The sequence below is a fragment of the Thiomicrorhabdus immobilis genome, assembly GCF_021654855.1.
Classification (GTDB): Bacteria; Pseudomonadota; Gammaproteobacteria; order Thiomicrospirales; family Thiomicrospiraceae; genus Thiomicrorhabdus; species Thiomicrorhabdus immobilis.
Map to the genome: position 1 here is coordinate 752,589 of NZ_AP024202.1, position 23,134 is coordinate 775,722.

The window sequence follows — 23,134 nt, forward strand, 5'->3', positions numbered from 1 at the left end:
GCTACCTCTTTTAAGGTAGCCTGTTATCTGGGTTTATTGATTTGGGTTAACCAATAACAGAACTTACAAATAATTTGAACTGGTCCATAATCTTTTTAAAGAATGAACCTTCTTCAACCGCATCTAAAGCCACTAGAGGTTGTTCGACAATGACTTTATCACCTAAAGAGATATTTAGCATACCCATCTCTTGGCCTTCTTCAATCGGAGCTTTAATCTCCGGGTGAACCGAACTTTCAATTTTAATGTTTTTATACTGACCACGTGGAATCGTGATGTATAAATCCTTGTCTAAACCGACGCCGATCAAATCGCGGGTGCCTTCCCAAACCTTGATGTCATTTAGTCGCTGTTTAGAGGCATATAGTTTATGTGTTTCAAAAAAGCGGAAGCCATAATTAAGTAGCTTCTGACTTTCTTGAATACGCATCTTAGAACTTTCCGTACCTAGGACAATGGTGATTAAACGGGTGTCTTCACGTTTTGCAGAAGAAACCAGGCAGTAACCTGCTGACTCGGTATGCCCCGTTTTTAGACCGTCAACCGTAGAATCCTGCCATAACAGTTTGTTGCGGTTGTACTGAGTAATGCCGTTAAAGGTGAATTTTTTCTCAGAATACCATTTGTACTCTTCAGGGAATTTAGAGATCAACGCCTTGGTTAAAATCGCTAAATCATTCGCTGTCGTATAATGTTCAGGATCCGGTAAACCGGTCGCATTGACAAAATGGGTGTCGTTCATGCCTAAGCTTTTAGCGTACTTATTCATCAGCTGAGCAAAGACTTCCTCACTACCGGCAATGTGTTCTGCCAATGCCACACTCGCATCATTGCCTGATTGGATAACCATCCCTTTCATTAAGTCTTTAACGGAAACTTGTTTACCCACTTCAATGAACATCTTTGAACCAGGCATTTTCCATGCCTTATTACTGATGGTCACCATATCATCAAGACTCATATTGCCGTTAGTAAGCTCGTTGATGACAACATACCCGGTCATGATTTTAGTCAAACTTGCCGGTTCAATACGGTCATGGGCATGTTTTTCAGCTAAAACCTGGTTGCTGTTGAAATCAATCACCAAGAAAGCTTTGGCCGCAATATTTGGAGCAGACGGAATCACATGTGGAGTTGGTGCGGTAGGGGTAGGTAAGGTTTCAGCGGAAACCGTTTGTACCATTTGAATTAAGCTAAAAAAACTTAGCGTTAAAAGCGTAATTGTCTGTTTTAGAGTAAGCATAGCTGCGTCTAGTTCCCTACGGTTATGGGTTTGAATCTCAAGTTCTTTGAAGACTTGTAAAAAAGGAGTAATCTAACATATTTTGGATTAAATCTAAATGACACAAGCTTGAAAAACTATGAATTGCAACGAGTTTTCACTGGTGAAATAAACCTACCAGGCCTGGTAGGTTGTGTTTTGCAACGGTGAAAACTAATCGGTCAGCAAGCGTTTATGGGTGTGTATGGACATCAATATGCCAAAGCTGATCATGAGGGTGACTAATGAGCTACCACCGTAACTGATAAGTGGCAGAGGTAAACCTACTACCGGTAACAGGCCGCTTACCATGCCGATATTGACAAAGATATAGACGAATAACGTCATGGTTAAACTTGAAGCGACCAGGCGAGTGAAGTTGTCTTGCGCTTGAGAGGCGATATATAGGCCTCGTGCAATCACAAACGAATAGAGTACCAACAGCATGATGACACCCAACAGACCAAACTCTTCGGAAAGTACCGAAAAGATAAAGTCGGTTGTGCTTTCCGGCAAAAATTCGAGGTGAGCTTGGGTGCTACCCAAAAAGCCTTTACCTTGAATACCACCAGAACCAATGGCGATTTTAGATTGGATGATATGATAACCACTGCCAAGAGGGTCTGACTCAGGATTTAAAAAGGTTAACACTCGCTGTTTTTGGTAAGCGTGCATAAAATGCCAAGCAATGGGGGCGCTGGCAACGGTTGTGGTGATTGCCGCTAAAATAACCTTCCAGGGCAAGCCGGCGAAGAACAGCACGAATAAACCACTCATGGCGATCAGAAGTGAAGTTCCTAAGTCAGGTTGCACCACGATTAGGCTGGCGGTTAGGGCGATAATCATCGCTCCCATCAATAAACGACGGAAGCTGGGCGGGAATTGGCTATGTGCAAATAACCAGGCCACGGTAATCGGTAGAACCAGTTTCATTAGTTCGGAAGGTTGAAATTTAACCGGCCCCAAATCCAACCAGCGTTGTGCGCCTTTACCGATATCCCCAAAAAGAATAACGGCAATCAGCATTAAGATACCGGATAAGAATAGCCAGGGTGTGAATATGTAGATGATATTGGGGGGGATTTGTGCAAAGACAAGCATTAAAGCCAAAGCAAATCCTACACGGATGAGGTGGCGAGTTATAACGGCCTCATCACCGCCTGAAGCACTGTAAACAATTGCGGCGCTGGTGGTCAGTAGCAGTAAAAGACCAAGTAATAGCCAACCATCAATGTGCAAGGCATGTAACAAGCCTTTATTCTTGCGGTACATTTGTTGTGGTTGAACGTCATCTAATTTCATAGTGAACTTCTATGGTTTTGTTTCGTTATTCGATGTCGGTTTAACATCTACTTCTAAATAATGTTTAATCAAATCTACCGCCATAGGTGCGGCTGTTTTACTACCGCTGCCTCCGTTTTCGACGATGATGGCGACCGCAATTTTAGGGTTGTCTACGGGGGCGAAACCGACAAAGAGTGAGTGGTCATGTAGGCGTTTAGCGAGTTCATCGGCATTGTATTTACCCTGGTTTAAGCTAAAGACCTGAGCCGTTCCGGTTTTACCGGCCATTTTAAAAGGCAGCCCTTGCCCATGTCTGCGAGCGGTGCCTTTTTTCCCATGCATCACATTTTCCATGCCTTGAATGACTTTGTCCCAGTTAGAGATTTTTTTAATCTCAATTTGTGCGGAGGAGGAGGCTTTCAATTCATCTTTTAACAGGTGAGGTTGAATGATTTTTCCTCGGTTTGCCAAAATAGCGGTGGCTTTCGCAAGTTGGATTGGAGTCGCCAGATTGTATCCTTGGCCAATTGAGGAGATGATGGTTTCCCCACGATACCAAGGTTTTCCTTTGGTTTCCTGTTTCCATTGCTGGGAAGGTAAAATCCCTTTTGATTCCCCCAGGATATCCACCCCAGTTTTGGAGCCGAACCCGAAAGGCGCCATCGTATCGTGGATGGCATCAACCCCCATGTCTAAGCTCAGTTCGTAAAAATAGGTGTCGCAAGATTGCTCAATCGCATCATTCAAATCAACTAAGCCATGGCCGGTTCGTTTCCAATCGCGGTAACGGTGCTCGGCATAATCAAAGTAACCCGGATCGTAGATTTTTTTAGTTGGCGAAATGTAGTCGTTTTCAATTGCCCCTAGGGCAACAAACGGCTTAATCGTCGATCCCGGTGGATATTGACCATTAATCGCGCGATTGATAAACGGGCGGTGTGGATCATACAGTAAACGATTGTAGTTAGTCTGGTCGATACCATCCACAAACAGGTTGGGGTCAAAAGTCGGCATGCTGACAAACGCAAGGATTTCGCCGCTTTGAGGGTCGATTGCCACCATGGAGCCTACCTTGTCACCAAACAACTCTTCCGCATAATTTTGTAGTTCAATATCCAGTGTTAAGTGAATGTCTTCACCCGGTGTGGCTGGAACCGTTTCCAATTTTCTTAAGATGCGTCCTCGGGCGTTGGTTTCAATTTGCTGGACTCCTGGCGTGCCGTGGAGTCGGCTTTCGTAAAAGCGTTCAATTCCCGATTTTCCGATAATGTTGGTACCAAGATACTCTTTTTCATTCAAGTCTTTGAGTTCTTTGATATTGATTCGGCCAACATAACCCAATGCATGAACAGCTGTGTTTTTATGGGGGTAAACACGTTTTAGGCGTGCGGTTAGACTGACTCCGGGATGTTTATGGCTAATAACGGAAAAACGCGCTGCTTGCTCTTCACTAATGGAAAATGGCAATGTGTACGACTTAGAACGATTCCATTTGCGGAATTTTTTGAAATACTCTTCTATTTTTTCGGGGTCGGTGCCGTCAAGCAGATTCATTAAATCAAGTTCAAAAGCGTGGATATCATCCATCTTTTCGCGAATCATGCTTAGGGCGTAAACGGGTTGGTTGTCAGCCAAAAGAATGTGGTTTCGATCGTAGATTTTGCCACGAGTGGGTGGTAGCGTTTCAACGGAGATGCGGTTACCTTCAGCAAGACCGTGATAACGCTCATAGTTGTACCACTGTAGGTGTGCCATGCGACCGATTAAGAAAGCGAATAATAGAAGGACAAAGCCATAAGCAAAATAGAGGCGAAAGCGGAACAGACGTTTTTGCTGAAAAGCTTCGGCATCACTGTTAAATTTTAATTGCTCAGACATGCTAATCCCATTTCACAATCAAATTTAGCGGTGATTTGCAGTGAGTTTGTTTAATAGGCTTGTCATTACCGGCCAAATTAAAATCCCCGCTGCCGGCATGCTCCAATAAGGCACAAAGCTCCCATCATCTAAAACCGGAGTGAAGAACAAGGTGTTTAACGCTTGGTAAAACAACAGATAGATGCCAACAATAAAGGCTTGTTGCCAAGCTGGGTAAGTTCGGAACTGTAGGCGGTTACGAATCATCATAAATAGCACGATGCAATATAGAAGTGCATGGGCGCCGAGCGTGGTTTGATAAAGGGTGTCAGCAAGCACGCCGAGTAAAAAGGCGGAAATAAAATAGGTTCTATCAACACAATGGCCACTCCAGTAGAGTACCGCCAATAGAGTCATTGGAGGTAAAAACTCCAGAGAGCTGTTCAGTAAAACCATGCTGTCGATAATTAGACCCAGCAAGTAAGTTAACAGAATTAACCAGCGAACTTGAGTCGAGCGAATATTAACAAAGCTTTCGGTCATGGCGTTTTCCCTGCTGGTTCTGTTTCCTTGCCTTTTAAGTTGAAGTCCAAATTAAAATCAAAATCGTTATTCCAGTTTTCGTCTTCCTGTTGGGTAATGATCAACACCTTATGCGACTGGTTCAGTTTGGCGATTGGTGTCGCGGTCACTTTAAAGTAAGGGTTGTCACCTTGGGTCTCAATCTGAGTGATTTTTGCCACCGGATAGCCCGCAGGGAAAATGCCGCCTAACCCCGAGCTTTCTAACATGTCACCGACTTTGATGGCGCTATTGACCGGAATGAAACCTAGTTGTGTGTGGTCATGCCCGGTGCCGCTTAAAATTCCACGCTGTCCGGTACGCTGAACACGTACCGGAATTTGATGGTCTGGGTCTGTAATCAACAAGACTCTTGAGGTTGTGGGGGTGGTTTGAATGATTTGTCCCATAATCCCTTGTGAATCGATGACCGTCTGCTGTTTCTTAACCTTATCTAAACTCCCTTTGTTCAAGGTTAAGAATTGCGATAAAGGATTGCTGCTGTAAAAGGTGACAGTAGCGATTTGCACACTTTGGTTGGTGATTTTACCGGTGGTACCTAATAACGATTCTAAGCGTTGAACCTGAAGTTCGAGGTTGACCAACTGTTGTTGCTTTGCTTTAAGAAGTAACACTTCCGTTTTGAGCTGTTGATTTTCCCTTTCTAACGCATTGATAGAGGTGAAATCAGTCGTGACCAGGTGATAGATTTGTTGAGGAAAGGTTGCCGCCCTTTCGATGGGGGTTAGGGTGGTTAGAAGAACACTGCGAACACTGCCTAAAATCTGACCATAATGGTCAGCCGCCATCAGCACTATGGCAAGAATGAATGCAATGATGAATTGCATTCCTTCCTGATGTGAGGATGGGGTTGTTAGGTTAATGGGTGTTCTCCTAAAGAGCTAGTTCCACAAAAGAATATAAGGCAAGGGTTTATTCAAAAGAAAAAACGTCAACGCCTTTTTCATCCATAAGTTCTAAAGCTCTACCGCCGCCACGTGCCACACACGTTAAAGGGTCATCCGCGATGATAACGGGAATACCTGTCTCTTCTGAAAGTAAGGTGCTAAGGTTGCGCAATAAAGCTCCACCACCGGTTAATACAATGCCGTGCTCGGCAATGTCGGCACCTAGTTCAGGAGGGGTGTTTTCCAAAGCGGTTCTTACGGCACTGACAATCGCTGAAAGCGGTTCTTGTAATGCTTCCAGTACTTCATTGCTGTTAAGTGTAAAACGGCGAGGAACCGCTTCGGCAATGTTCGAACCATGAACTTCCATGGTGTCAGGCGTTACTTCATGGTAAGCGGTACCGATGGTTTTCTTGATTTTTTCTGCCGTGGTTTCACCGATGATCATGCCGTAGTTACGACGAACGTACTTGATGATTGCATCATCAAAGCGGTCACCACCGACCTTAACCGAGTCAGACCAAACAATGCCGTTTAACGATAAAGTCGCAACTTCAGTGGTACCACCACCGATATCAACTACCATGGAACCGGTTGGTTCTGAAACCGGCATGCCAGCTCCGATTGCCGCGGCCATCGGTTCTTCGATTAAGTAAACTTCACGCGCACCGGCACCTGCCGCCGATTCACGAATGGCGCGACGTTCTACTTGGGTTGAACCACAAGGTACACAGACTAAAACACGTGGGCTAGGTTGGAAGAACTTTGCCTCATGTACTTTTTTGATAAAGGCTTGAAGCATTTTTTCGGTGACTTCGAAGTCAGCGATAACCCCGTCTTTTAATGGACGAACCGTTTGAATGTCTTGGTTTTCTTTACCGAGCATCAGTTTGGCGTTTTCACCTACAGCAACGATTGAACGGCTGTTGCTCCCTCTTTTGTTAGTGCGAATTGAAACGACTGAAGGCTCGTTTAATACCATTCCTTTACCACGAACATAAATCAGAGTGTTGGCGGTACCTAAATCAATAGATAGGTCGTTTGAGAAAAGTCCCATGAATTTGCGAAACATTGAGTGCTGCCCTTAAAAATTAGACTAAAAAGTAATCTTGGCATTTTAACTTATTCTGCATAAGGGGAGAAGACTAATTTCTGTGAAAATATGACTTTTGGGCTAATACTTTTAACGAGTCTTTTATTAAGGTGGTGTGAATCGCAGAATAGAGAGCATGGCGATGCATGGATTGTAAATTCTTCGGAAGGTGGTATTCGCCTTAAAAGTAGAAAATTCGCGACCTAAATGCTAATTAGGCTTTAGAAGAAAACGTTAATATGGTATTTTATACGGTCAAATTTTTTCTACTGGTTTTGGCCTGGATTTATGGATTGAATCCTTGATTTTAAAACAGGTTTAAACGGGTAGTTCAACCGTATCCGATTAGGAGTAGCGTGTGTCTTTAGGAAAAACTGAAGTCGAATACATTTCACGTTTAGCGGCCATCGAAGTTAACGAATCAGAAGTTGATGAAGTAGCGGCTAAACTGTCTAATATTTTAGATTTATTCTCACAAATGCAAGCCGCTGATACTGATGGCGTATTGCCAATGGCTCATCCATTGGATCAGGTTCAGCGTTTGCGTCCAGATGTGGTCACCGAAGTTGACCAGCATGAAAAATTACAATCGGTTGCTCCAGCAGTGGAAAACGGCTTGTATTTAGTGCCACAAGTGATTGAGTGAGTAGAGAGACAAAATGCATAATTTAACCATTAAACAAATGAGCGAAAAGTTACATGCCGGTGAGATTACCAGTGTGCAGTTGACGCAACATTATCTAGATCGTATCTCTCAATATGACGCTGAATTGAATGCCTATGTCACCGTGACACCTGAACTGGCCATCGCTATGGCCAAAGAGGCCGATGAGATGTTGGCGGCCGGTAAAGGTGAGTTGCTTACTGGAATTCCGGTGGCGCACAAGGATATCTTCTGTACAGACGGTGTGAAAACCTCTTGTAGCTCAAAGATGCTGGACAACTTTATCGCACCTTACGATGCTCATGTTGTGACCCAATTGAAAAAAGTGGGTATGCCTATTTTGGGTAAAACAAATATGGATGAGTTTGCCATGGGTTCTTCATCTGAGAGCAGTTACTACGGGCCAACTAAAAACCCTTGGGATCTGAATGCGGTTCCAGGTGGCTCTTCCGGTGGTGCGGCTGCGGTGATTGCCGCCGGTCTTGCGCCAATGGCAACCGGTACCGATACCGGTGGCTCGATTCGTCAGCCAGCCTCTTTCTGCGGTATTACCGGAATCAAGCCAACTTACGGTTCGGTTTCCCGTTTTGGTATTGTCGCTTATGCGTCAAGTTTTGACCAAGCAGGGCCTATGACACGTTCCGCAGAAGATGCGGCGTGGATGTTGAATGCCATGGCAGGATTCGATGAGCGCGACTCAACCAGTTTGGAGCGTGAAACGCCAGATTACGCGGCAGAATTGGGTCAATCTTTAAAAGGGCTGAAAGTCGGTGTTCCTGCTGAATACTTTGAAGACGGTCTAGATCCTGATGTTGAAATCGTGGTTGTCAATGCAATCGCTGAAATTGAAAAGCTAGGTGCCGAGATTGTAGAAGTTCACCTTCCTAATAAAGATTTAGCGGTACCTTCTTATTATGTGTTGGCGCCAGCGGAAGCCTCATCTAACTTGTCACGTTTTGACGGTGTGCGTTTTGGTCATCGTTGTGAGAACCCTAAAGATTTAGAAGACCTGTATAAACGTTCACGTTCTGAAGGTTTTGGTGCCGAGGTCAAACGTCGAATCATGGTGGGGGCTTATGCGCTCTCAGCCGGTTTCTATGATGCTTATTATTTGAAAGCACAAAAACTCCGCCGTATGGTGCGTGATGACTTTACCAAAGCGTTTGAGTCGTGTGACGTGATTATGGGGCCTGTCGCGCCAAGCACGGCATTTAATATCGGCGAAAAGTCAGATGACCAAGTCAGCATGTATCTATCCGATTTATATACCATTCCTGTTAACTTAGCTGGTTTACCAGGCCTGTCGGTTCCGGCTGGTTTTGTAAATAACCGTCCAGTGGGGTTACACATTGTTGGGCCTTATTTTAGTGAGGCTAAGTTGCTGAATATTGGACACCAGTATCAGCAAGTGACTGATTGGCATAAACAGATGCCTGAACAGTATCAATAATTAGGAGTTAACAGAATATGAGTTGGGAAGTTGTAATTGGTTTAGAGATACACGCTCAGTTAACCACAAAATCAAAGATATTTTCAGGATCATCCATCGCCTACGGTGCGGCACCAAACACCCAGGCCTGTAATGTTGATTTGGGTATGCCGGGTATGTTGCCGGTGTTGAATGCTGCGGTGATTGATAAATCAATCGCTCTAGGTTTGGCGCTGAATGCAGAAATTGGTCGTAAATCGGTTTTCGATCGTAAAAACTATTTTTATCCGGATTTACCTAAAGGTTATCAAACCTCACAGTTGGAGTTTCCAATCGTGGGTAAAGGTACTTTAGAAATTGAAGTGGACGGAGTCAAAAAAGTGATTGGTGTCACCCGTGCCCACCTTGAGGAAGATGCCGGTAAATCCAATCACGGTATTGTGCCTGGAATGAGTGGTATCGACTTGAACCGCGCCGGAACTCCATTGTTGGAAATCGTTTCTGATCCCGACATGTCATCGGCTAAAGAAGCGGTCGCTTATGCCAAGAAAATGCATGAACTGGTTCAGTATTTAGGGATTTGTGACGGCAACATGCAGGAAGGTTCTTTCCGTGTGGATTCCAACGTCTCGGTTCGTCGTCCAGGTGAACCGCTTGGTACACGTACCGAGTTGAAAAACATCAACTCATTCCGTTTTATTGAAAAAGCGATTGAGTTTGAGATCGAACGTCAAATCGAACTGATTGAAAACGGTGGGCAAGTGGTTCAAGAAACCCGCTTATACGATTCGGAAAATGACACCACACGTTCAATGCGTTCTAAGGAAGAGGCTAATGACTACCGTTATTTCCCTTGTCCAGACCTATTGCCGGTGATTATCACCGACGAAGATATTGAAGCGGTTAAAGCGACAATGCCTGAGTTGCCGGATGCCAAACGTGCCCGTTTTGTAGCCGAGTTCGGTTTGAGTGAATACGATGCGGAAGTGTTAACCAGCTCTCGTGAGATGGCGGAGTTTTTTGAAGCGGTGGTTGCGGCAACCGGTGCAAAAGATGCCAAGCTGTGTGCAAACTGGATGACTTCCGGTTTTGCGGCGGCTTTAAACAAAGATAGCTTAGCGGTGAAAGATGCGCCGATTAGCGCTGAAATGCTGGCTGGCATGTTAGAGCGTATTATGGATGATACGATTTCGGGCAAAATCGCCAAACAAGTGTTTGAAGCGATGTGGAACGGTGAAGGTTCTGCCGATGAAATCATTGAAGCCAAAGGCTTGAAACAAATCACGGATAGTGGTGCGATTGAAGCATTGGTTGATGAAGTGCTAGCGAATAACCCATCTCAAGTCGAAGCCTATAAAGCGGGTCAAGAGAAGATGATGGGGTACTTTGTCGGGCAAATCATGAAAGCTTCAGGTGGACAGGCCAACCCTGGACAGGTCAACCAAATCTTGAAAGCAAAACTAAGTTGATTTTAAAACCGACCAGGCCTGGTGGTTCTGTTCGGTTTCCAATTCACCTATCACAAGAGCAGTTGTTTACTCATGCTTCTTGCTCTTGTTTCTTTCCCAATCAAACTTTTCAGTAAATATTTCATCCAAAACATCTAACTTATCTATTTTTTTCAACCAAATTCAGCCCGTCTCAGAGTTTAATTCTGCACTATTCTATTCATGCAAACCAGGATTGTTAGGATTCGGTTGCTATTTTCTATATTGTTGCACGCCTATCTTTAAAAGAAAATCGGTGTAATAATCAGAGAATGATAAGGTTTAATTTATCCTGTTTTTTGGGAGTAAAAATTCCCATTATAATTATAGTGTTTTAGTATAAATACCTATAATTTTTTAAGTTTTATTGGTGGTTTTAACACTTAGCGTGTTAGTATTAAATTTTAAAGTCTTTAGGATTTATAAAATGAAACGCTTCGTCATCGCTATCGCTGGCTTTTTTTGTTTCATGAGTAGCTGGCAAATCTATGCCGCAAATGAAGTTCAAGTGATTAGCAATCCGTTATCTGACACCCGTACTCTTTCAGCGGACAAACTCAAACGCATTTATACGATGAAGCTCAAGATTTGGCCAAACGGCATGCCGGTCAAAGTCTTTGCTCTCCCTAGCAGTAATCAAATTCACCAAACCTTTGTTAAAGAATTGCTTAATAGCAATACCTATCAGCTCGACCGAGTTTGGAATCGGTTGGCGTTTAGTGGAAGAGGCTCTTCACCCATCGTTGTTGGTAATATCGAAGAGCTGTTGCAAAAGGTGCAAACCACGCCAGGTGCCATCGGTTATGTTCCAGTCGGAACCCGCATGCAAAAAGTACTACCTATTCAAGTGAGTCAATAATCATGTCAAAGTTCATTTCATCCTTTCGTCCTAAAAAAATCTTAGTCGCTTTATTGTTGGCGGGTAGTAGCCCGAGTGTATGGGCTTATGCGATTACACCGGAGCTTGAGCTAAAAGGTTTTGTTGCACAAGATTATGTTCACACCAACCGCAACCCTTATGCCACAAGTGGCACTCTAGATAACGGTAGCTTTGATTTCAGAGAAGCTGGCTTGAATTTGAATTGGCAAGTGACGCCAAAGCTACGTTTCAATACCCAGCTATTAGCCAGAGAAGAAGGGGAGATGACCGCGAATGGCTTGTCTTTAGATTTAGCGTTGTTGGATTACAATTTTTTACAAACCCAGTCGCAAAATGGGGGAGTTAGGCTTGGCCGTGTCAAAACTCCTTACGGTTTTTATAATGATTCACGAGACCTACCGTCTGCAAGGCCTGGTATATTTTTACCTTCTATCTATTTCGATAATATTCGTAGCCTTATGCTGTCTACCGACGGTATCAATCTTTATGACACGCTTGAGTTGGAACAAGGCTCTTTGTCATTCGATGCCTACTATGGACATCGTCAGTTGGATGACAAGACGTTGGAATATAAGTACCTGTCCCAAGATTATAATAGTGTAGATTTTAAGCAGCTGGACAAGGCCGGACTAAAAATTCAATTTGAACCCACAAGTATTCAGGGGTTAAGTCTGGCTTATAGTTTGTTGAACATAGAAAGTAGCATTACACCTGCGCCAGCTACTCTTAATGGTTTTACCGTTAATAAGTTCGAACTGCAAACCATTCACCATCTTGTATCGGTTCAATACCGTTTTGATAATGTCTTTTTGACGGCCGAGGGGATGCGAGCAAGAAACCATGTCAAATCTAGTTTTACCCCTAATATAGAAATGGTTCCTGAATACCTGGATGCAGAAGGCTATTATTTACAAGCGGAATGGGCAATCTCTCCAGAAGTGTCGACTTTAGTCCGTTATGAAGAATACACACCTTATTTGGATTCACGATATAAATCGGGTAGCAACTATTCCAGTAATTCCTACAATCTCGCTGTCCGTTGGAACCTAAGTCCAAGTTGGATGGTGCAGGCGCAATATGCCAAACATGAGGGCAATGCCGACCTTCCAAGCTATCCAGGCCTGGGGAAAATCACCGATTTCGGAAAGTCGTGGGACCTCTTTGCATTGCAAATATCCTATCAGTTGAATTAAGCGGAAGTTTTTATGCAAACGGCCAATAAAAACCTAGTGCAATTGAACTTTAGTGTTTTGGCGATAATGCTCGGTGTGTCACTTATTTTTGCACTCGCCATTTTGGATGACTTTAAAAAACTGGAGCAGGACAACAAACAGCTCCAAAATATTCAAGAAGTGAATGTCCTGCTGGATGCCTTGCAACTCATACAGCAAGAGGAGCATTTCGCCTATCAACTCAGTTATGACTCTTCTACAGAACTTTATCAGCGTTGGACCGAGGCTAAGTTGGACACCGATAAATTGATTTACGCGGCGTTCTTTTCCAAAAATCAAACCCCCTATTTTTGGTTTGAAGAAGCTTGGCAGAGCTACTTGGATAAACGACAGGCCATAATGGGATGTTATCTAAAAAAGACTTGCCAACAAGAGCTGGTGGAGTGGGAGTTACCCCCGAATGAAATTCAAAATGTACTGATCAATAACAGCTCTAAAAATTTACGACTTTTCGATAATCCGGAAATCAATAGCTTGTCGGATTTCTATAGTCGCTTCTTGCAGTGGAGTCTCTCTTTTGACCGTCTATTTTCTCTGATCAAACACTATTCGATTCAGCCTAGTGAAGCCCTTTATCTAGACATCACCAACCTTAATTTTATTATGCAGCATAATGGTTACTATCTAGATTTAGATTCCAATATCCTGCAAACCTATCCCGAGTTATCTGAGCGATTAATTCAGGTTCGTCAGCTTTATCAAGATACCGTATCCGGATTGATTCGGCCTATCAGTCAGTCACCCAACCAGTCTTTTACTTTACCCAGTGAATTTTTGCCGATTAGAAACCAGTTGTTGGAAACCAATCTCAATCTGCTGAAAACCACCCATGCATTAATGGAACAAGCCGTTACAGACTCGAAGAAACAAAACTTTATTTATAGTCTTTCAGCGGCCATATTGATGATGGTCATTTTAATGGGGTCGTTTTATTCGATAGTGATGTTCAGAAAACGTGCCATTTTGCCATTCCAGCAAAATGAGATTATTTTGCAAGAAGCGGCGGCAGGGATTATCCAGATTTCCGATACCGGTATCATCTTGAGAATCAATTCCGCGGCTGAAAAAATATTTGGCTATGCCGCTGAAGAGATGCGCGGGCAAAATGTCAAAATGCTAATGCCAAAGCGTTATGCCGAGCATCATGATCAATCCTTAAGCGACTTTAAACGAACGGGTGAAGCACATATTATCGGGACTGGACAAGAGTTTGAGGGCCAGCGAAAGAACGGCGAAATCTTTCCTTTGGCGTTGAATGTCAGTGTCATCAAAAACGGCCGCAACAAAGAATACATCGGCCTGGTTACCGATCTTACCGAGCGTAATAAGGCGCAGGCGGAAACCGCTTTACGCAATCAACTGCTGGATGCACTGAAGAATGCCACTGAAAATTTTGTGGCCTCACCCGAAAACCAAAAAGCAACCTGGCAGGAGTTGCTTCAAGCCATTCTTAAGATTACAGGCAGCGAGTATGGCTTTATCGGAGAAGTGATTTACCAGTCTGACAATAAACGCTGTGTGAAATTGCATGCCTTGGCGGATTTTTCATGGGATGAAAATTCCGCAAAACGTTATCAGATAATGATGGACGGAGAGGATGAGTTTTGTGCCCCGGACAGCTTGGCGGGTGATGTACTCTATAAAGCTGAGCGTGTTATCAGTAATGATGTTAACAATGACTCTCGTGGTGGATGTATGCTTAAGGGCCATCCTGAAATCAAAAGTTTTATGGGGTTGCCTATCTTTCAGGGGAATCGCTTAGTGGGGCTGTATGGCATTGCCAATAGTAAAGCGCCTTATGATGAAGTTTTGGCCGATTTTCTAGAGCCTTTCCATGCGACCTGCGGTGTGTTGATTGCCAGTATGCATCAAGCCGAAATGCAAAAGAATCTTATGCAACAGCTTGAAGGTGCCATGAAGGATGCCATTCAATCCAGGCAGTTGGCGGAACAGGCGGCGGCAACCAAGTCCTCTTTTTTAGCCAATATGAGTCATGAGATTCGCACACCGATGAATGCCATTATCGGTATGGCCTATTTGGCATTACGTACTCAATTAACGCCAAAACAACAAGACTATATCGAAAAAATCCACCGATCGGGTCAATCTCTGTTGCACATCATCAACGATATTTTGGATTTTTCAAAAATCGAGGCGGGTAAGCTCGACATTGAGTTTATCCCAATGAAAATCGAAGAGGTGATTAGTCACAGTGTGCAATTGCTGGCAGAGACGGCCACTAAAAAAGGTTTGGAATTGTTGGTCAACTTTCAAACAAATGAACTGATTGATAATCAGGGTTGGTTATTAGGTGACCCTTTTAGATTGGAGCAAATTCTCAATAACCTGCTGTCGAATGCGCTTAAATTCACGGATAGCGGCCTTGTTGTCGTGCAGGTGAATTGTCAGCCTGCACCAAACGGTGTTGAACTGATTATCAGTGTTAAGGATTCCGGTATCGGCATGACTTCGGAACAGCTCAAAGCGCTGTTTAAAGAGTTTACCCAAGCAGATGGCTCTACTACCCGAAAATATGGAGGAACCGGTTTAGGTCTATCGATTTCTAAACGTCTGGCGCGTTTAATGAACGGGGATTTAACCGCAAGTTCAAAACCGGGAGAAGGTAGCCAGTTTACCCTGGCCTTACCATGTGAATTCGCAGCAGAACACCATCAGCAAACATTCGATGATTTGGCCGGTAAACGTTTGTTATTGGTTGATGATTCGCCTTCGGTTCATGAAATCATGAATCAGCAAATTAATCTATTCGATATCAAAGTGAGCAATGCGTTAAGTATTCGTGAAGCGATTAAATGCTTAGAGCAAGAGGATTTTGACTTTATTGTGTTGGACTGCGTCTTGCCAGAAGAAAGTGGTGATGTTCTATTAGAGTACCTTTCAGAGCATAAACCGCATTACCTTTGTAAAACGTTGCTGATTTCAGCTTTTTCGGAAGAGGTTATGAACGGTATCAGCCAGCGTTTTGGTGGGCTGCATAATCTTGCCAAACCCATTTTGCCGAGCCAGTTGTACGGCACCTTGAAATTTATGGATGGTCAAGATATAGACGCCGAAAATGATTCATTTTCACGTTCTGTCGAGCTTCGCTTCGATGGCATGCATGTCCTATTGGCGGAGGATAATCCCATCAATCAGCAAATTGCGATTGAACTGATGGAATCAAGAGGGGTGCAGGTTTCTCTTGCTCAAAATGGTCAAGAAGCCCTAGAGTTGTTGAACAATCAAGCCGACGATTATTTCCATTTGATATTGATGGATTTGCAGATGCCTGTTAAAGACGGTTATCAAGCCACAACTGAAATTCGAGCTCAGGACCAATACCAGGCATTGCCGATTGTGGCTATGACCGCACACGCTCTGAATGAAGAGCGGGAGCGTACACACTCTATCGGTATGAATGGCCATTTAACCAAACCTGTAAATCCAGAAGAGTTGTATAACACGCTTGCCAAGTATTTTACGCAAGTGACCCAGGTTCCTAAAAACAATGTCGAACAAATAGAAACCTCGCAAAAAGAGATTGCTGGAATCAATCTTGAACAGGGATTGAAGATTACCGGCGGCAATCGTTCGTTACAGATTAAATTGCTTCAGGACTACTTCAAGAATTATGAGGGGTTTGTTGCGGACTGTAAGGAGCTATTGGCTGAACCGGGGCAAGAGGACTTTGATAAATTGCACATTCTTACTCATTCGTTTAGAGGGGTTTCCGCCAGTTTGGGTGCGGAAGCGTTAGCGTCACTTGCTGAACAACTCGAGAGTTTGATTATGAAAGCTAAAGAGGGTGATGATGTTTCAAAAAATTGGCAACGTGATGTGTTTTTAGAGCAACTTCAAAACCTAGAAGAGCAAATCGAGCCTACCTTTACTTCGCTGAAAACTTACTTGCAAGAGCATGTCTCTTCGAGCGTTAGCCAACAAGAAACCGTCACAGAAGCACCTATTGAAGATTTGAAACGGCTGTTATCCGAGTTCGATGGGGGTGACACTTTGGCGCTTTGGCAAAAACATCAAAAGGCTTTTCAAGAGATTCTAGGTATTAACCAATATCAGAAAGTAGATCAATTTATCGAACAGTTCAACTTTAACGGTGCTTTGGAAATCCTTAATGAATTATTTCCATAACAAATATGCACAAACTAAAAATGGATTGGGCTGAGTCACTTTTAAACAGGCTTTTGTTTTTGGTAATTTCAAGGGTGAAATAAATAATATGGTTATGGCTACTAAATCAAAAATTCTCTGCGTGGATGACACGCCAACAAATTTAAAGTTATTGATTGATTTACTCTCAGATTTATATGAGGTCAAAATCGCAACCAATGGTGTACAAGCTTTAGAGATACTTGAAAGCTACCAAGCTGATTTAGTGTTGCTGGATATTATGATGCCGGAGATGGATGGTTATGAAACCTGCCAACACATCCGAAATAATCTCAAGACCAAAGATATCCCTATTTTATTTATAACCGCCAAAAACCAGCCAGAAGATGAAGAGAAGGGGTTGAGAATAGGGGGGAATGATTTTATTTCCAAACCGATCAATCCCGGGGTGTTGTATGCTCGCATTGAAACTCAGATCAAGCTCCATGAAGCACAAAAGTCTCTGCAAGCCCATAATGAAGATTTGGAAGAGCAAGTCAAACAGCGCATAGGCGAAGTGCTACGTTTACAGGATAGCAGTATCTATGTCATGGTCTCTTTAGCGGAGTTTCGTGATGAAAATACCGGTAACCATATTCGTCGCACCCAATATTATGTGGAAACTTTAGCCAAAGCGGCCGCCAATACAGCGTTGTTCCGCCCTTATTTATCTGATAAGAATATTGAAGTGATCACTAAGTCCGCACCTTTGCATGATATCGGTAAAATCGCCATACCAGACCCCATTTTGCTGAAACCAGGTAAATTAACCGATGAAGAGTTTACCGTTATGAAAACCCATGCTGAAAAAGGTTATCAAATCTTAAAGCAAGCTTCACGTTCCATGGGAGAGAGTGGCCAAGTCTTAGAGGTCGCTCAACAAATCGCACTCAGCCATCACGAAAAATGGGATGGTTCAGGCTATCCAAACGGCTTAGTCGGTGAAGCGATTCCTTTAGCGGCACGCTTAATGGCTTTAGCGGATGTGTATGATGCTTTAACGAGCGCACGTCCCTATAAACGCGCCTTCAGTGCTGAGGAAGCTTTCGAGATTATCGAACAAGGAAGAGACTCGCATTTTCAACCAGAGTTGGTCGATTTATTCCTACAACTCAAATCTCAGTTGCAACAGATCGCCTTAGAGCACCCCGATCCCCAGGTTGAATAAATCTTGAGTGGGTTTTTAGCGAAAATTTTCAAAAAATGACCAATCTGTTTCAAGCCGTGATAATGCCGGTTTGTAAAGGGCTTTAAGTTAGGCCTTTATGGTTTTACGCACAATAATTCATCTAAACATCAATTAAAACTTGAAAGGTCATAAAAAAACCTTATAGTTATCTATGTTGGAATTCAATGCTGGGATTCGCTCAAGAGTCTCAATCTTTTTTAGGAGAAAAAAATGAAACGTATTGGTTTATTTCTATTAACAAACATCGCGGTCATTGCAGTTGCAATGCTTGCCATGAACATCTTGGGTGTAGGCAACTACATGCAAGGTACGAGCCTTAACCTAAACAACCTATTCATGTTCGCGTTGATTTTTGGTTTTGCCGGTTCATTTGTTTCTTTAGCTATGTCGAAGTGGATGGCAAAAATGTCTACTGGTGCACAGGTTATCACTCAGCCTCGTAATGCGGATGAGCAATGGTTGGTTGAGACAGTGACTCGTCAGGCGGCAAAAGCAGGGATTAAAACACCTGAAGTGGCGATTTACGATTCTCCAGAACCAAACGCGTTTGCAACTGGTATGACTAAAAACAACTCTTTAGTAGCGGTTTCCACGGGTCTTATGCGTAGCATGCGTCAAAACGAAGTGGAAGCGGTATTAGGCCACGAAGTCGCTCACGTAGCCAACGGTGATATGGTGACTATGGCTCTTTTACAAGGTGTATTGAACACGTTTGTTATCTTCTTCGCGAAAATTGTCGCTTACATTGTTGACCGCGTGGTGCTTAAAAACGAACAGGAAGGCCATAGCTGGACATTCATCATTGTCGATATGGTTGCCCAAATCCTATTCGGTATCTTGGCCAGCATGATTGCGATGGCGTTCTCTCGTTACCGTGAGTTCCATGCCGATAATGGTGGGGCTTACCTAGCAGGTAAAGAGAATATGATTGCGGCACTACGTCGTTTACAGACTATGCAGCCTGGTGAATTACCAGACCAGATGGCGGCATTTGGTATCTCAGCTAAGAAGTCGTCTTTTGGTGATCTATTCAAGTCTCACCCAGATCTTGAAGACCGTATCGCACGTCTAGAAGCGACTTCACAAGAGCAGTTAAAAGTCGCTTAATTTAGCCACTTTCAACGCTTAATAAAAAGCCCCGCTTAGGACTTCCTAGCGGGGCTTTTTTATTGTCATAAGCAGTGTTTGTGTTTTAATGCTTAATGGTAGTATTATGTTCACCTAGATAAGTAAAATAAATTATTTATGAGAGGGTGAGTAAGATGGATTTGATTGATCGTATAGGTGAGATTTCAAAAAGAATATCAACTTTGGGGCCAACTTTGGTAACAGAAGAAGCAACTAAGAACGCTTTAATAATGCCTTTTATTCAGGCTTTAGGATATGACGTCTTCAATCCTCTAGAAGTTGTTCCTGAATATACAACTGACCATGGTGTTAAAAAAGGTGAGAAAGTTGATTACGCAGTCAAAAAAGATGATGAGATTATTATGCTTATTGAGTGTAAGAAGTTTGGTTCTAATCTTTCGCCAGACCATGCTAGCCAGCTTTATAGATATTTTTCAGTATCAGAGGCGAGGTTTAGTGTTCTTACAAATGGTATTGAATATATGTTTTTTTCAGATTTGGAAAAGGCAAACCAAATGGATTCAAAACCATTTTTCATAATTGATTTAAATAAGTTTGAAAAACATGAAATTGAAGAACTTAAGAAATTTACTAAAACTGCATTTAATCTAGATGATATTTTGAATACAGCAAGTGATTTGAAATATACAAATGAGGTTAAAAAGATACTAAATAAAGAACTTGAATCACCTTCTGATGAATTTGTTCGTTTCTTTGCATCAAAAATATATAGTGGTCGTTTGACGCAAACTGTTATGGAGCAATTCAAAGAGATAGTTTTAAAGGCTAGAAAGCAATTTATCAATGAAAAAATTAATGAGCGTTTAGAGTCTGCGCTATCACACCCTGAACAACAAGATGAAAAGTCAAAGGTTGGAGTAGAATTTCTTGAAACAGAGCCTAAGATTGATAATGATATTGAAACTACTGAAGAAGAAATAGAAGCATATAACATTGTTAAAGCTATTTTAAGAGTAGAGGCAGATGTAAACAGAATAACCCTTAGAGATACTAAGTCATATTGCGGTGTTTTGCTTGATGATAATAACCGTAAACCTTTATGTAGGTTTCACTTCAATACTAAACAAAAGTATATTGGTTTGCTAACAAATAAAGTCGAAACTCGAGTAGCTATTGATTCATTAGATGATATTTTTAATTATTCCAAAGAGTTGATAAAAACAATAAAAGAATATAAGTAAATTGTGAATATCAGCAGAAAAGAAAATTTAAATTCACTAATAATTGAGAAGCCTTTTGAAATTTATAGGTCTTTAAATTCAGAGGCTTGGCTTCCCGTCACTTTATTTGCTTGTCCAAATAAAGTAACCAAACAAAAGACACCCTGCTGACACAATCTATTTCACTAAGCTTGCTGGCTAACGTTTCAAAACTCGCTTCGCTCAGACAGTTGAAACGTTTTAACGCCCTCTACGCTAAGTGAAATGACGATTGCTTACAGAAGGGAGGCTTTTTCTACGTTAACTCCGTATTTTCATTGTTCAGATGTTCTTGTGCTGTAATTTTTATCAGGCCTGGTGATTTTGTTTTTTATTCTGCAAATCCAGCTACAAGCGCCCAAATTCCCCTTGGAATAAATTGTGCAAAGTTCTTAACGCAGTGAACGTTTAAAAACTTCAGCTGTTTCTTGTCTCTCCGCTTCGCTACAGCCAAGTTCTTCGTTTGAGCGAAGCGAGTTCTGAAGTTTCAGTGAACAAGTTTAGAGCTTGCCAATTTATGGAGTGGGGTGCCTTTTTTCTGGTTACTCTTTTTAGGCAAGTAAAAAGAGTAACGGGAAGCCTAAAAGCCAATAACAAAGGTATATAAATATCTGTAAAGGCTTCTCAATAGCTAAGACAAGTTAAACCTTAAAAGCCAAACAACCAGGCCTGGCCTGCCCTGTGGTCATGCATACGTTGTGAGCATAGGGTGACTTTATGAAAACAATCAAATTCAAGACATAAAAAAGCCCCAATTAAGGGGCTTAGTTATTTAGTTGCGCGGTGTTTATTCACCTGTACCAAAGTTTTCGGCAACGTAATCAATATCCTTGTCTCCACGACCAGATAGGTTGATTAGGATGGTGCTACCAGGGTTTTCCTTACCATGTTTCATCGCCCATGCAACTGCATGTGAGCTTTCTAGGGCGGGAATGATTCCTTCCATGCGCGAAAGCTTATAAAAGGCGTCTAGGGTTTCATCATCTGTCACCGCATGGTAGTCAACTTTCCCCATGGTTTTTAGGTAAGAGTGTTCTGGGCCAACACCTGGATAATCCAAACCTGAGGCGATGGAGTGAACCGGCGCTGGATTACCTTCTTCATCTTCTAGCAATAAACATTTAAAGCCGTGAATCATACCTGGCTTGCCGTAGGTCATCGTGGCTGAGTGTTCACCAATATTGGTTCCACGACCCAGCGGTTCAACGCCATTTAAGCCAACGTTTTCATCTTCGATAAAACCAGCGAACATACCCATGGCATTTGAGCCGCCACCGACACAAGCGCCGACTTGATCAGGCAGTTCCCCTGTCATCTCAAGAAACTGTTCACGGGCTTCATGGCCAACCACCGATTGGAAGTTACGCACCATCATTGGGAATGGGTGTGGCCCTACAACCGAGCCGATGGCAAATAGAGCGGTATCGGCTTGCGGAACGTAAGAATCAAAGGCGGAATCGACCGCCTCTTTTAAACTACGACCACCAAAAGAAACCGGTACCACTTTTGCACCAAGTAGCTTCATTCGGGTAACGTTAGGCGCTTCTTTAGCAATATCGATTTCACCCATATGAATTTCACATTCCATACCAAAATAAGCTGCGGCGGTAGCTAGAGCCACTCCGTGTTGCCCTGCGCCTGTTTCGGCAATCAGCTTGGTTTTACCCATGTGTTTGGCCAGTAAAGCTTCTGCCATGCAGTGATTAAGCTTATGTGCACCAGAGTGGTTTAGGTCTTCACGTTTGAGATAGATGTGTGCGCCACACTCTTTACTTAAGTTGTGTGCGTAATAAACCGGGGTCGGACGGCCTTGATAGTGTTTACGAATGTATTTGAGTTCATTTAAAAAGTCTGCTGAACGCCCAAGTTCCATATAGGCTTTATTGATTTCTTCAAAATGCGGAATTAATACTGGCGGTAAAAATGCACCACCAAAATCACCAAAAAAACCTTCTTGGTTAGGAAAACTTTTTAAATAAGACATTCGTTCATCTCCTCTGTATTTTTATTAACGAATTTGAAAAAGCTTGTTTAGGATACACATAAAACTACTTAGTGTGAAATGCTAAATTTACCCTGTGTGAATCATTTATTTGCAAAATAATTTAGGATTATTTGATTGTCACCAGGCCTGGTGGGATTTGTGGTCGAGTTTTTGAAGAGACAAAAAAGCCTCAATTAAGAGGCTTGTATATGTATGTGTATTTCTGTTTGTTTAGAACATCAGGCCATCCGCTTTTGGCCTTCGGCTTGGATGCGTTTAATCATGTGGTACAAGCCGGTGGAACGATTTGGCGATAGTTGTTGTAACAGGCCGATTTTCCCTAAGAAATCTAACGGTGCGGTCGCTACTTCTTGTGGGGTTCTTCCATGGTAGATTTTAAGTAGCAAAGCGATTAAACCCGATACGATGGCCGCATCGCTTTTGGCTTGCATGAACAGGCGACCATCTTTTTCTTCAATATGAATCCATACTTGTGACTGACAACCGTGAATGCGGTTTTCTTCGGTCTGGTAGCTGTCATCCAATTGCTGCAGTTGCTTACCCATATCAATCAGGTATTTATAACGATCTTTGGGGTTGGCGAAGTGGGTAAAGCGTTTGGTCAAGTCCGCTTGTACTTCTTCGATGCTTTTTTCTGGAACGGTGTAGTCCACTACAAAATCCTTTTAACTTTGAATGCGGCATAGTTTACCAAATTCTAAGGTCTTTGTATTTTCCAAAATCCGTGGGGTTATTTTTGTGTTTTTTGATTGGATGAATGCCGGTTTGAAGG

Annotated in this window: 17 protein-coding genes; 9 read left to right on the forward strand and 8 right to left on the reverse strand. The window is 42.7% G+C overall.

Annotation, left to right across the window (positions count from 1 at the left end):
* Nucleotides 1-46 precede the first annotated feature (46 nt).
* From L6421_RS03310 to L6421_RS03335, 6 genes are all read right to left on the reverse strand, one after another.
* Entirely contained in the window at nucleotides 47-1,243 is a 1,197-nt protein-coding gene (locus L6421_RS03310) for a D-alanyl-D-alanine carboxypeptidase family protein (protein WP_237263185.1), read from the reverse strand.
* Nucleotides 1,244-1,435: 192 nt separating this feature from the next.
* On the reverse strand, nucleotides 1,436-2,563 hold the full coding sequence (gene rodA / locus L6421_RS03315; protein WP_237263186.1) for a rod shape-determining protein RodA: 1,128 nt from the start codon (nucleotides 2,561-2,563) through the stop codon (nucleotides 1,436-1,438).
* A 9-nt stretch (nucleotides 2,564-2,572) separates the two neighbouring features.
* The gene (mrdA, locus tag L6421_RS03320; RefSeq protein ID WP_237263188.1) at nucleotides 2,573-4,423 is read right to left on the reverse strand and encodes a penicillin-binding protein 2; all 1,851 of its coding nucleotides are present in this window, start codon (nucleotides 4,421-4,423) and stop codon (nucleotides 2,573-2,575) included.
* 24 nt (nucleotides 4,424-4,447) lie between these two features.
* Nucleotides 4,448-4,945, reverse strand: coding sequence for a rod shape-determining protein MreD (gene mreD / locus L6421_RS03325; RefSeq protein WP_237263190.1), 498 nt, complete (start codon nucleotides 4,943-4,945; stop codon nucleotides 4,448-4,450).
* Complete coding sequence (gene mreC, locus L6421_RS03330) at nucleotides 4,942-5,811, reverse strand: rod shape-determining protein MreC (RefSeq protein ID WP_237263191.1); 870 nt, start codon at nucleotides 5,809-5,811, stop codon at nucleotides 4,942-4,944. The genes mreD and mreC overlap by 4 nt, the downstream gene beginning before the upstream one ends.
* An 85-nt stretch (nucleotides 5,812-5,896) precedes the next feature.
* Entirely contained in the window at nucleotides 5,897-6,943 is a 1,047-nt protein-coding gene (locus L6421_RS03335) for a rod shape-determining protein (RefSeq protein WP_237263193.1), read from the reverse strand.
* 379 nt (nucleotides 6,944-7,322) lie between these two features.
* Between L6421_RS03335 and gatC the strand changes: the two genes are divergently transcribed.
* The 9 genes from gatC to L6421_RS03380 all read left to right on the forward strand — a co-directional run bounded on the left by gatC (nucleotide 7,323) and on the right by L6421_RS03380 (nucleotide 20,339).
* Nucleotides 7,323-7,610, forward strand: coding sequence for an Asp-tRNA(Asn)/Glu-tRNA(Gln) amidotransferase subunit GatC (gene gatC / locus L6421_RS03340; protein ID WP_237263195.1), 288 nt, complete (start codon nucleotides 7,323-7,325; stop codon nucleotides 7,608-7,610).
* A 13-nt stretch (nucleotides 7,611-7,623) separates the two neighbouring features.
* Nucleotides 7,624-9,078 carry an Asp-tRNA(Asn)/Glu-tRNA(Gln) amidotransferase subunit GatA gene (gatA, locus tag L6421_RS03345; RefSeq protein WP_237263199.1) on the forward strand — a complete coding sequence of 485 codons (1,455 nt, stop codon included), beginning with the start codon at nucleotides 7,624-7,626 and terminating at the stop codon, nucleotides 9,076-9,078.
* Nucleotides 9,079-9,095: 17 nt separating this feature from the next.
* Nucleotides 9,096-10,526: an Asp-tRNA(Asn)/Glu-tRNA(Gln) amidotransferase subunit GatB gene (gatB, locus tag L6421_RS03350; protein WP_237263201.1), complete on the forward strand. Its 1,431-nt coding sequence runs from the start codon at nucleotides 9,096-9,098 to the stop codon at nucleotides 10,524-10,526.
* 445 nt (nucleotides 10,527-10,971) lie between these two features.
* Nucleotides 10,972-11,403 carry a substrate-binding domain-containing protein gene (locus tag L6421_RS03355; protein ID WP_237263203.1) on the forward strand — a complete coding sequence of 144 codons (432 nt, stop codon included), beginning with the start codon at nucleotides 10,972-10,974 and terminating at the stop codon, nucleotides 11,401-11,403.
* A gap of 2 nt (nucleotides 11,404-11,405) precedes the next feature.
* Nucleotides 11,406-12,617, forward strand: coding sequence for a porin (locus tag L6421_RS03360; RefSeq protein WP_237263205.1), 1,212 nt, complete (start codon nucleotides 11,406-11,408; stop codon nucleotides 12,615-12,617).
* Nucleotides 12,618-12,629: 12 nt separating this feature from the next.
* Nucleotides 12,630-16,802: a response regulator gene (locus L6421_RS03365; RefSeq protein WP_237263207.1), complete on the forward strand. Its 4,173-nt coding sequence runs from the start codon at nucleotides 12,630-12,632 to the stop codon at nucleotides 16,800-16,802.
* A gap of 94 nt (nucleotides 16,803-16,896) precedes the next feature.
* Nucleotides 16,897-17,988 carry an HD domain-containing phosphohydrolase gene (locus tag L6421_RS03370; RefSeq protein WP_237263209.1) on the forward strand — a complete coding sequence of 364 codons (1,092 nt, stop codon included), beginning with the start codon at nucleotides 16,897-16,899 and terminating at the stop codon, nucleotides 17,986-17,988.
* 231 nt (nucleotides 17,989-18,219) lie between these two features.
* Complete coding sequence (gene htpX / locus L6421_RS03375) at nucleotides 18,220-19,116, forward strand: protease HtpX (protein WP_237263210.1); 897 nt, start codon at nucleotides 18,220-18,222, stop codon at nucleotides 19,114-19,116.
* Nucleotides 19,117-19,271: 155 nt separating this feature from the next.
* The gene (locus L6421_RS03380; protein WP_237263212.1) at nucleotides 19,272-20,339 is read left to right on the forward strand and encodes a type I restriction endonuclease; all 1,068 of its coding nucleotides are present in this window, start codon (nucleotides 19,272-19,274) and stop codon (nucleotides 20,337-20,339) included.
* 805 nt (nucleotides 20,340-21,144) lie between these two features.
* Here L6421_RS03380 and trpB read toward each other — a convergent pair.
* Together trpB and L6421_RS03390 are read right to left on the reverse strand one after the other, a co-directional pair.
* Complete coding sequence (trpB, locus tag L6421_RS03385) at nucleotides 21,145-22,341, reverse strand: tryptophan synthase subunit beta (protein ID WP_237263214.1); 1,197 nt, start codon at nucleotides 22,339-22,341, stop codon at nucleotides 21,145-21,147.
* Nucleotides 22,342-22,580: 239 nt separating this feature from the next.
* Entirely contained in the window at nucleotides 22,581-23,015 is a 435-nt protein-coding gene (locus L6421_RS03390; RefSeq protein WP_237263216.1) for a SufE family protein, read from the reverse strand.
* Between the last annotated feature and the right edge of the window lie 119 nt (nucleotides 23,016-23,134).

Excerpts from the sequence above, each read along its gene's own strand:
- gatB (WP_237263201.1), top strand. The coding sequence starts at position 9,096 with ATGAGTTGGGAAGTTGTAATTGGTTTAGAGATACACGCTCAGTTAACC.
- mreD (WP_237263190.1), bottom strand. The coding sequence starts at position 4,945 with ATGACCGAAAGCTTTGTTAATATTCGCTCGACTCAAGTTCGCTGGTTA.
- L6421_RS03335 (WP_237263193.1), bottom strand. The coding sequence starts at position 6,943 with ATGTTTCGCAAATTCATGGGACTTTTCTCAAACGACCTATCTATTGAT.
- L6421_RS03365 (WP_237263207.1), top strand. The coding sequence starts at position 12,630 with ATGCAAACGGCCAATAAAAACCTAGTGCAATTGAACTTTAGTGTTTTG.
- L6421_RS03370 (WP_237263209.1), top strand. The coding sequence starts at position 16,897 with ATGGCTACTAAATCAAAAATTCTCTGCGTGGATGACACGCCAACAAAT.
- L6421_RS03355 (WP_237263203.1), top strand. The coding sequence starts at position 10,972 with ATGAAACGCTTCGTCATCGCTATCGCTGGCTTTTTTTGTTTCATGAGT.
- htpX (WP_237263210.1), top strand. The coding sequence starts at position 18,220 with ATGAAACGTATTGGTTTATTTCTATTAACAAACATCGCGGTCATTGCA.
- L6421_RS03360 (WP_237263205.1), top strand. The coding sequence starts at position 11,406 with ATGTCAAAGTTCATTTCATCCTTTCGTCCTAAAAAAATCTTAGTCGCT.
- L6421_RS03380 (WP_237263212.1), top strand. The coding sequence starts at position 19,272 with ATGGATTTGATTGATCGTATAGGTGAGATTTCAAAAAGAATATCAACT.
- rodA (WP_237263186.1), bottom strand. The coding sequence starts at position 2,563 with ATGAAATTAGATGACGTTCAACCACAACAAATGTACCGCAAGAATAAA.
- trpB (WP_237263214.1), bottom strand. The coding sequence starts at position 22,341 with ATGTCTTATTTAAAAAGTTTTCCTAACCAAGAAGGTTTTTTTGGTGAT.
- mrdA (WP_237263188.1), bottom strand. The coding sequence starts at position 4,423 with ATGTCTGAGCAATTAAAATTTAACAGTGATGCCGAAGCTTTTCAGCAA.
- L6421_RS03310 (WP_237263185.1), bottom strand. The coding sequence starts at position 1,243 with ATGCTTACTCTAAAACAGACAATTACGCTTTTAACGCTAAGTTTTTTT.
- mreC (WP_237263191.1), bottom strand. The coding sequence starts at position 5,811 with ATGCAATTCATCATTGCATTCATTCTTGCCATAGTGCTGATGGCGGCT.
- gatA (WP_237263199.1), top strand. The coding sequence starts at position 7,624 with ATGCATAATTTAACCATTAAACAAATGAGCGAAAAGTTACATGCCGGT.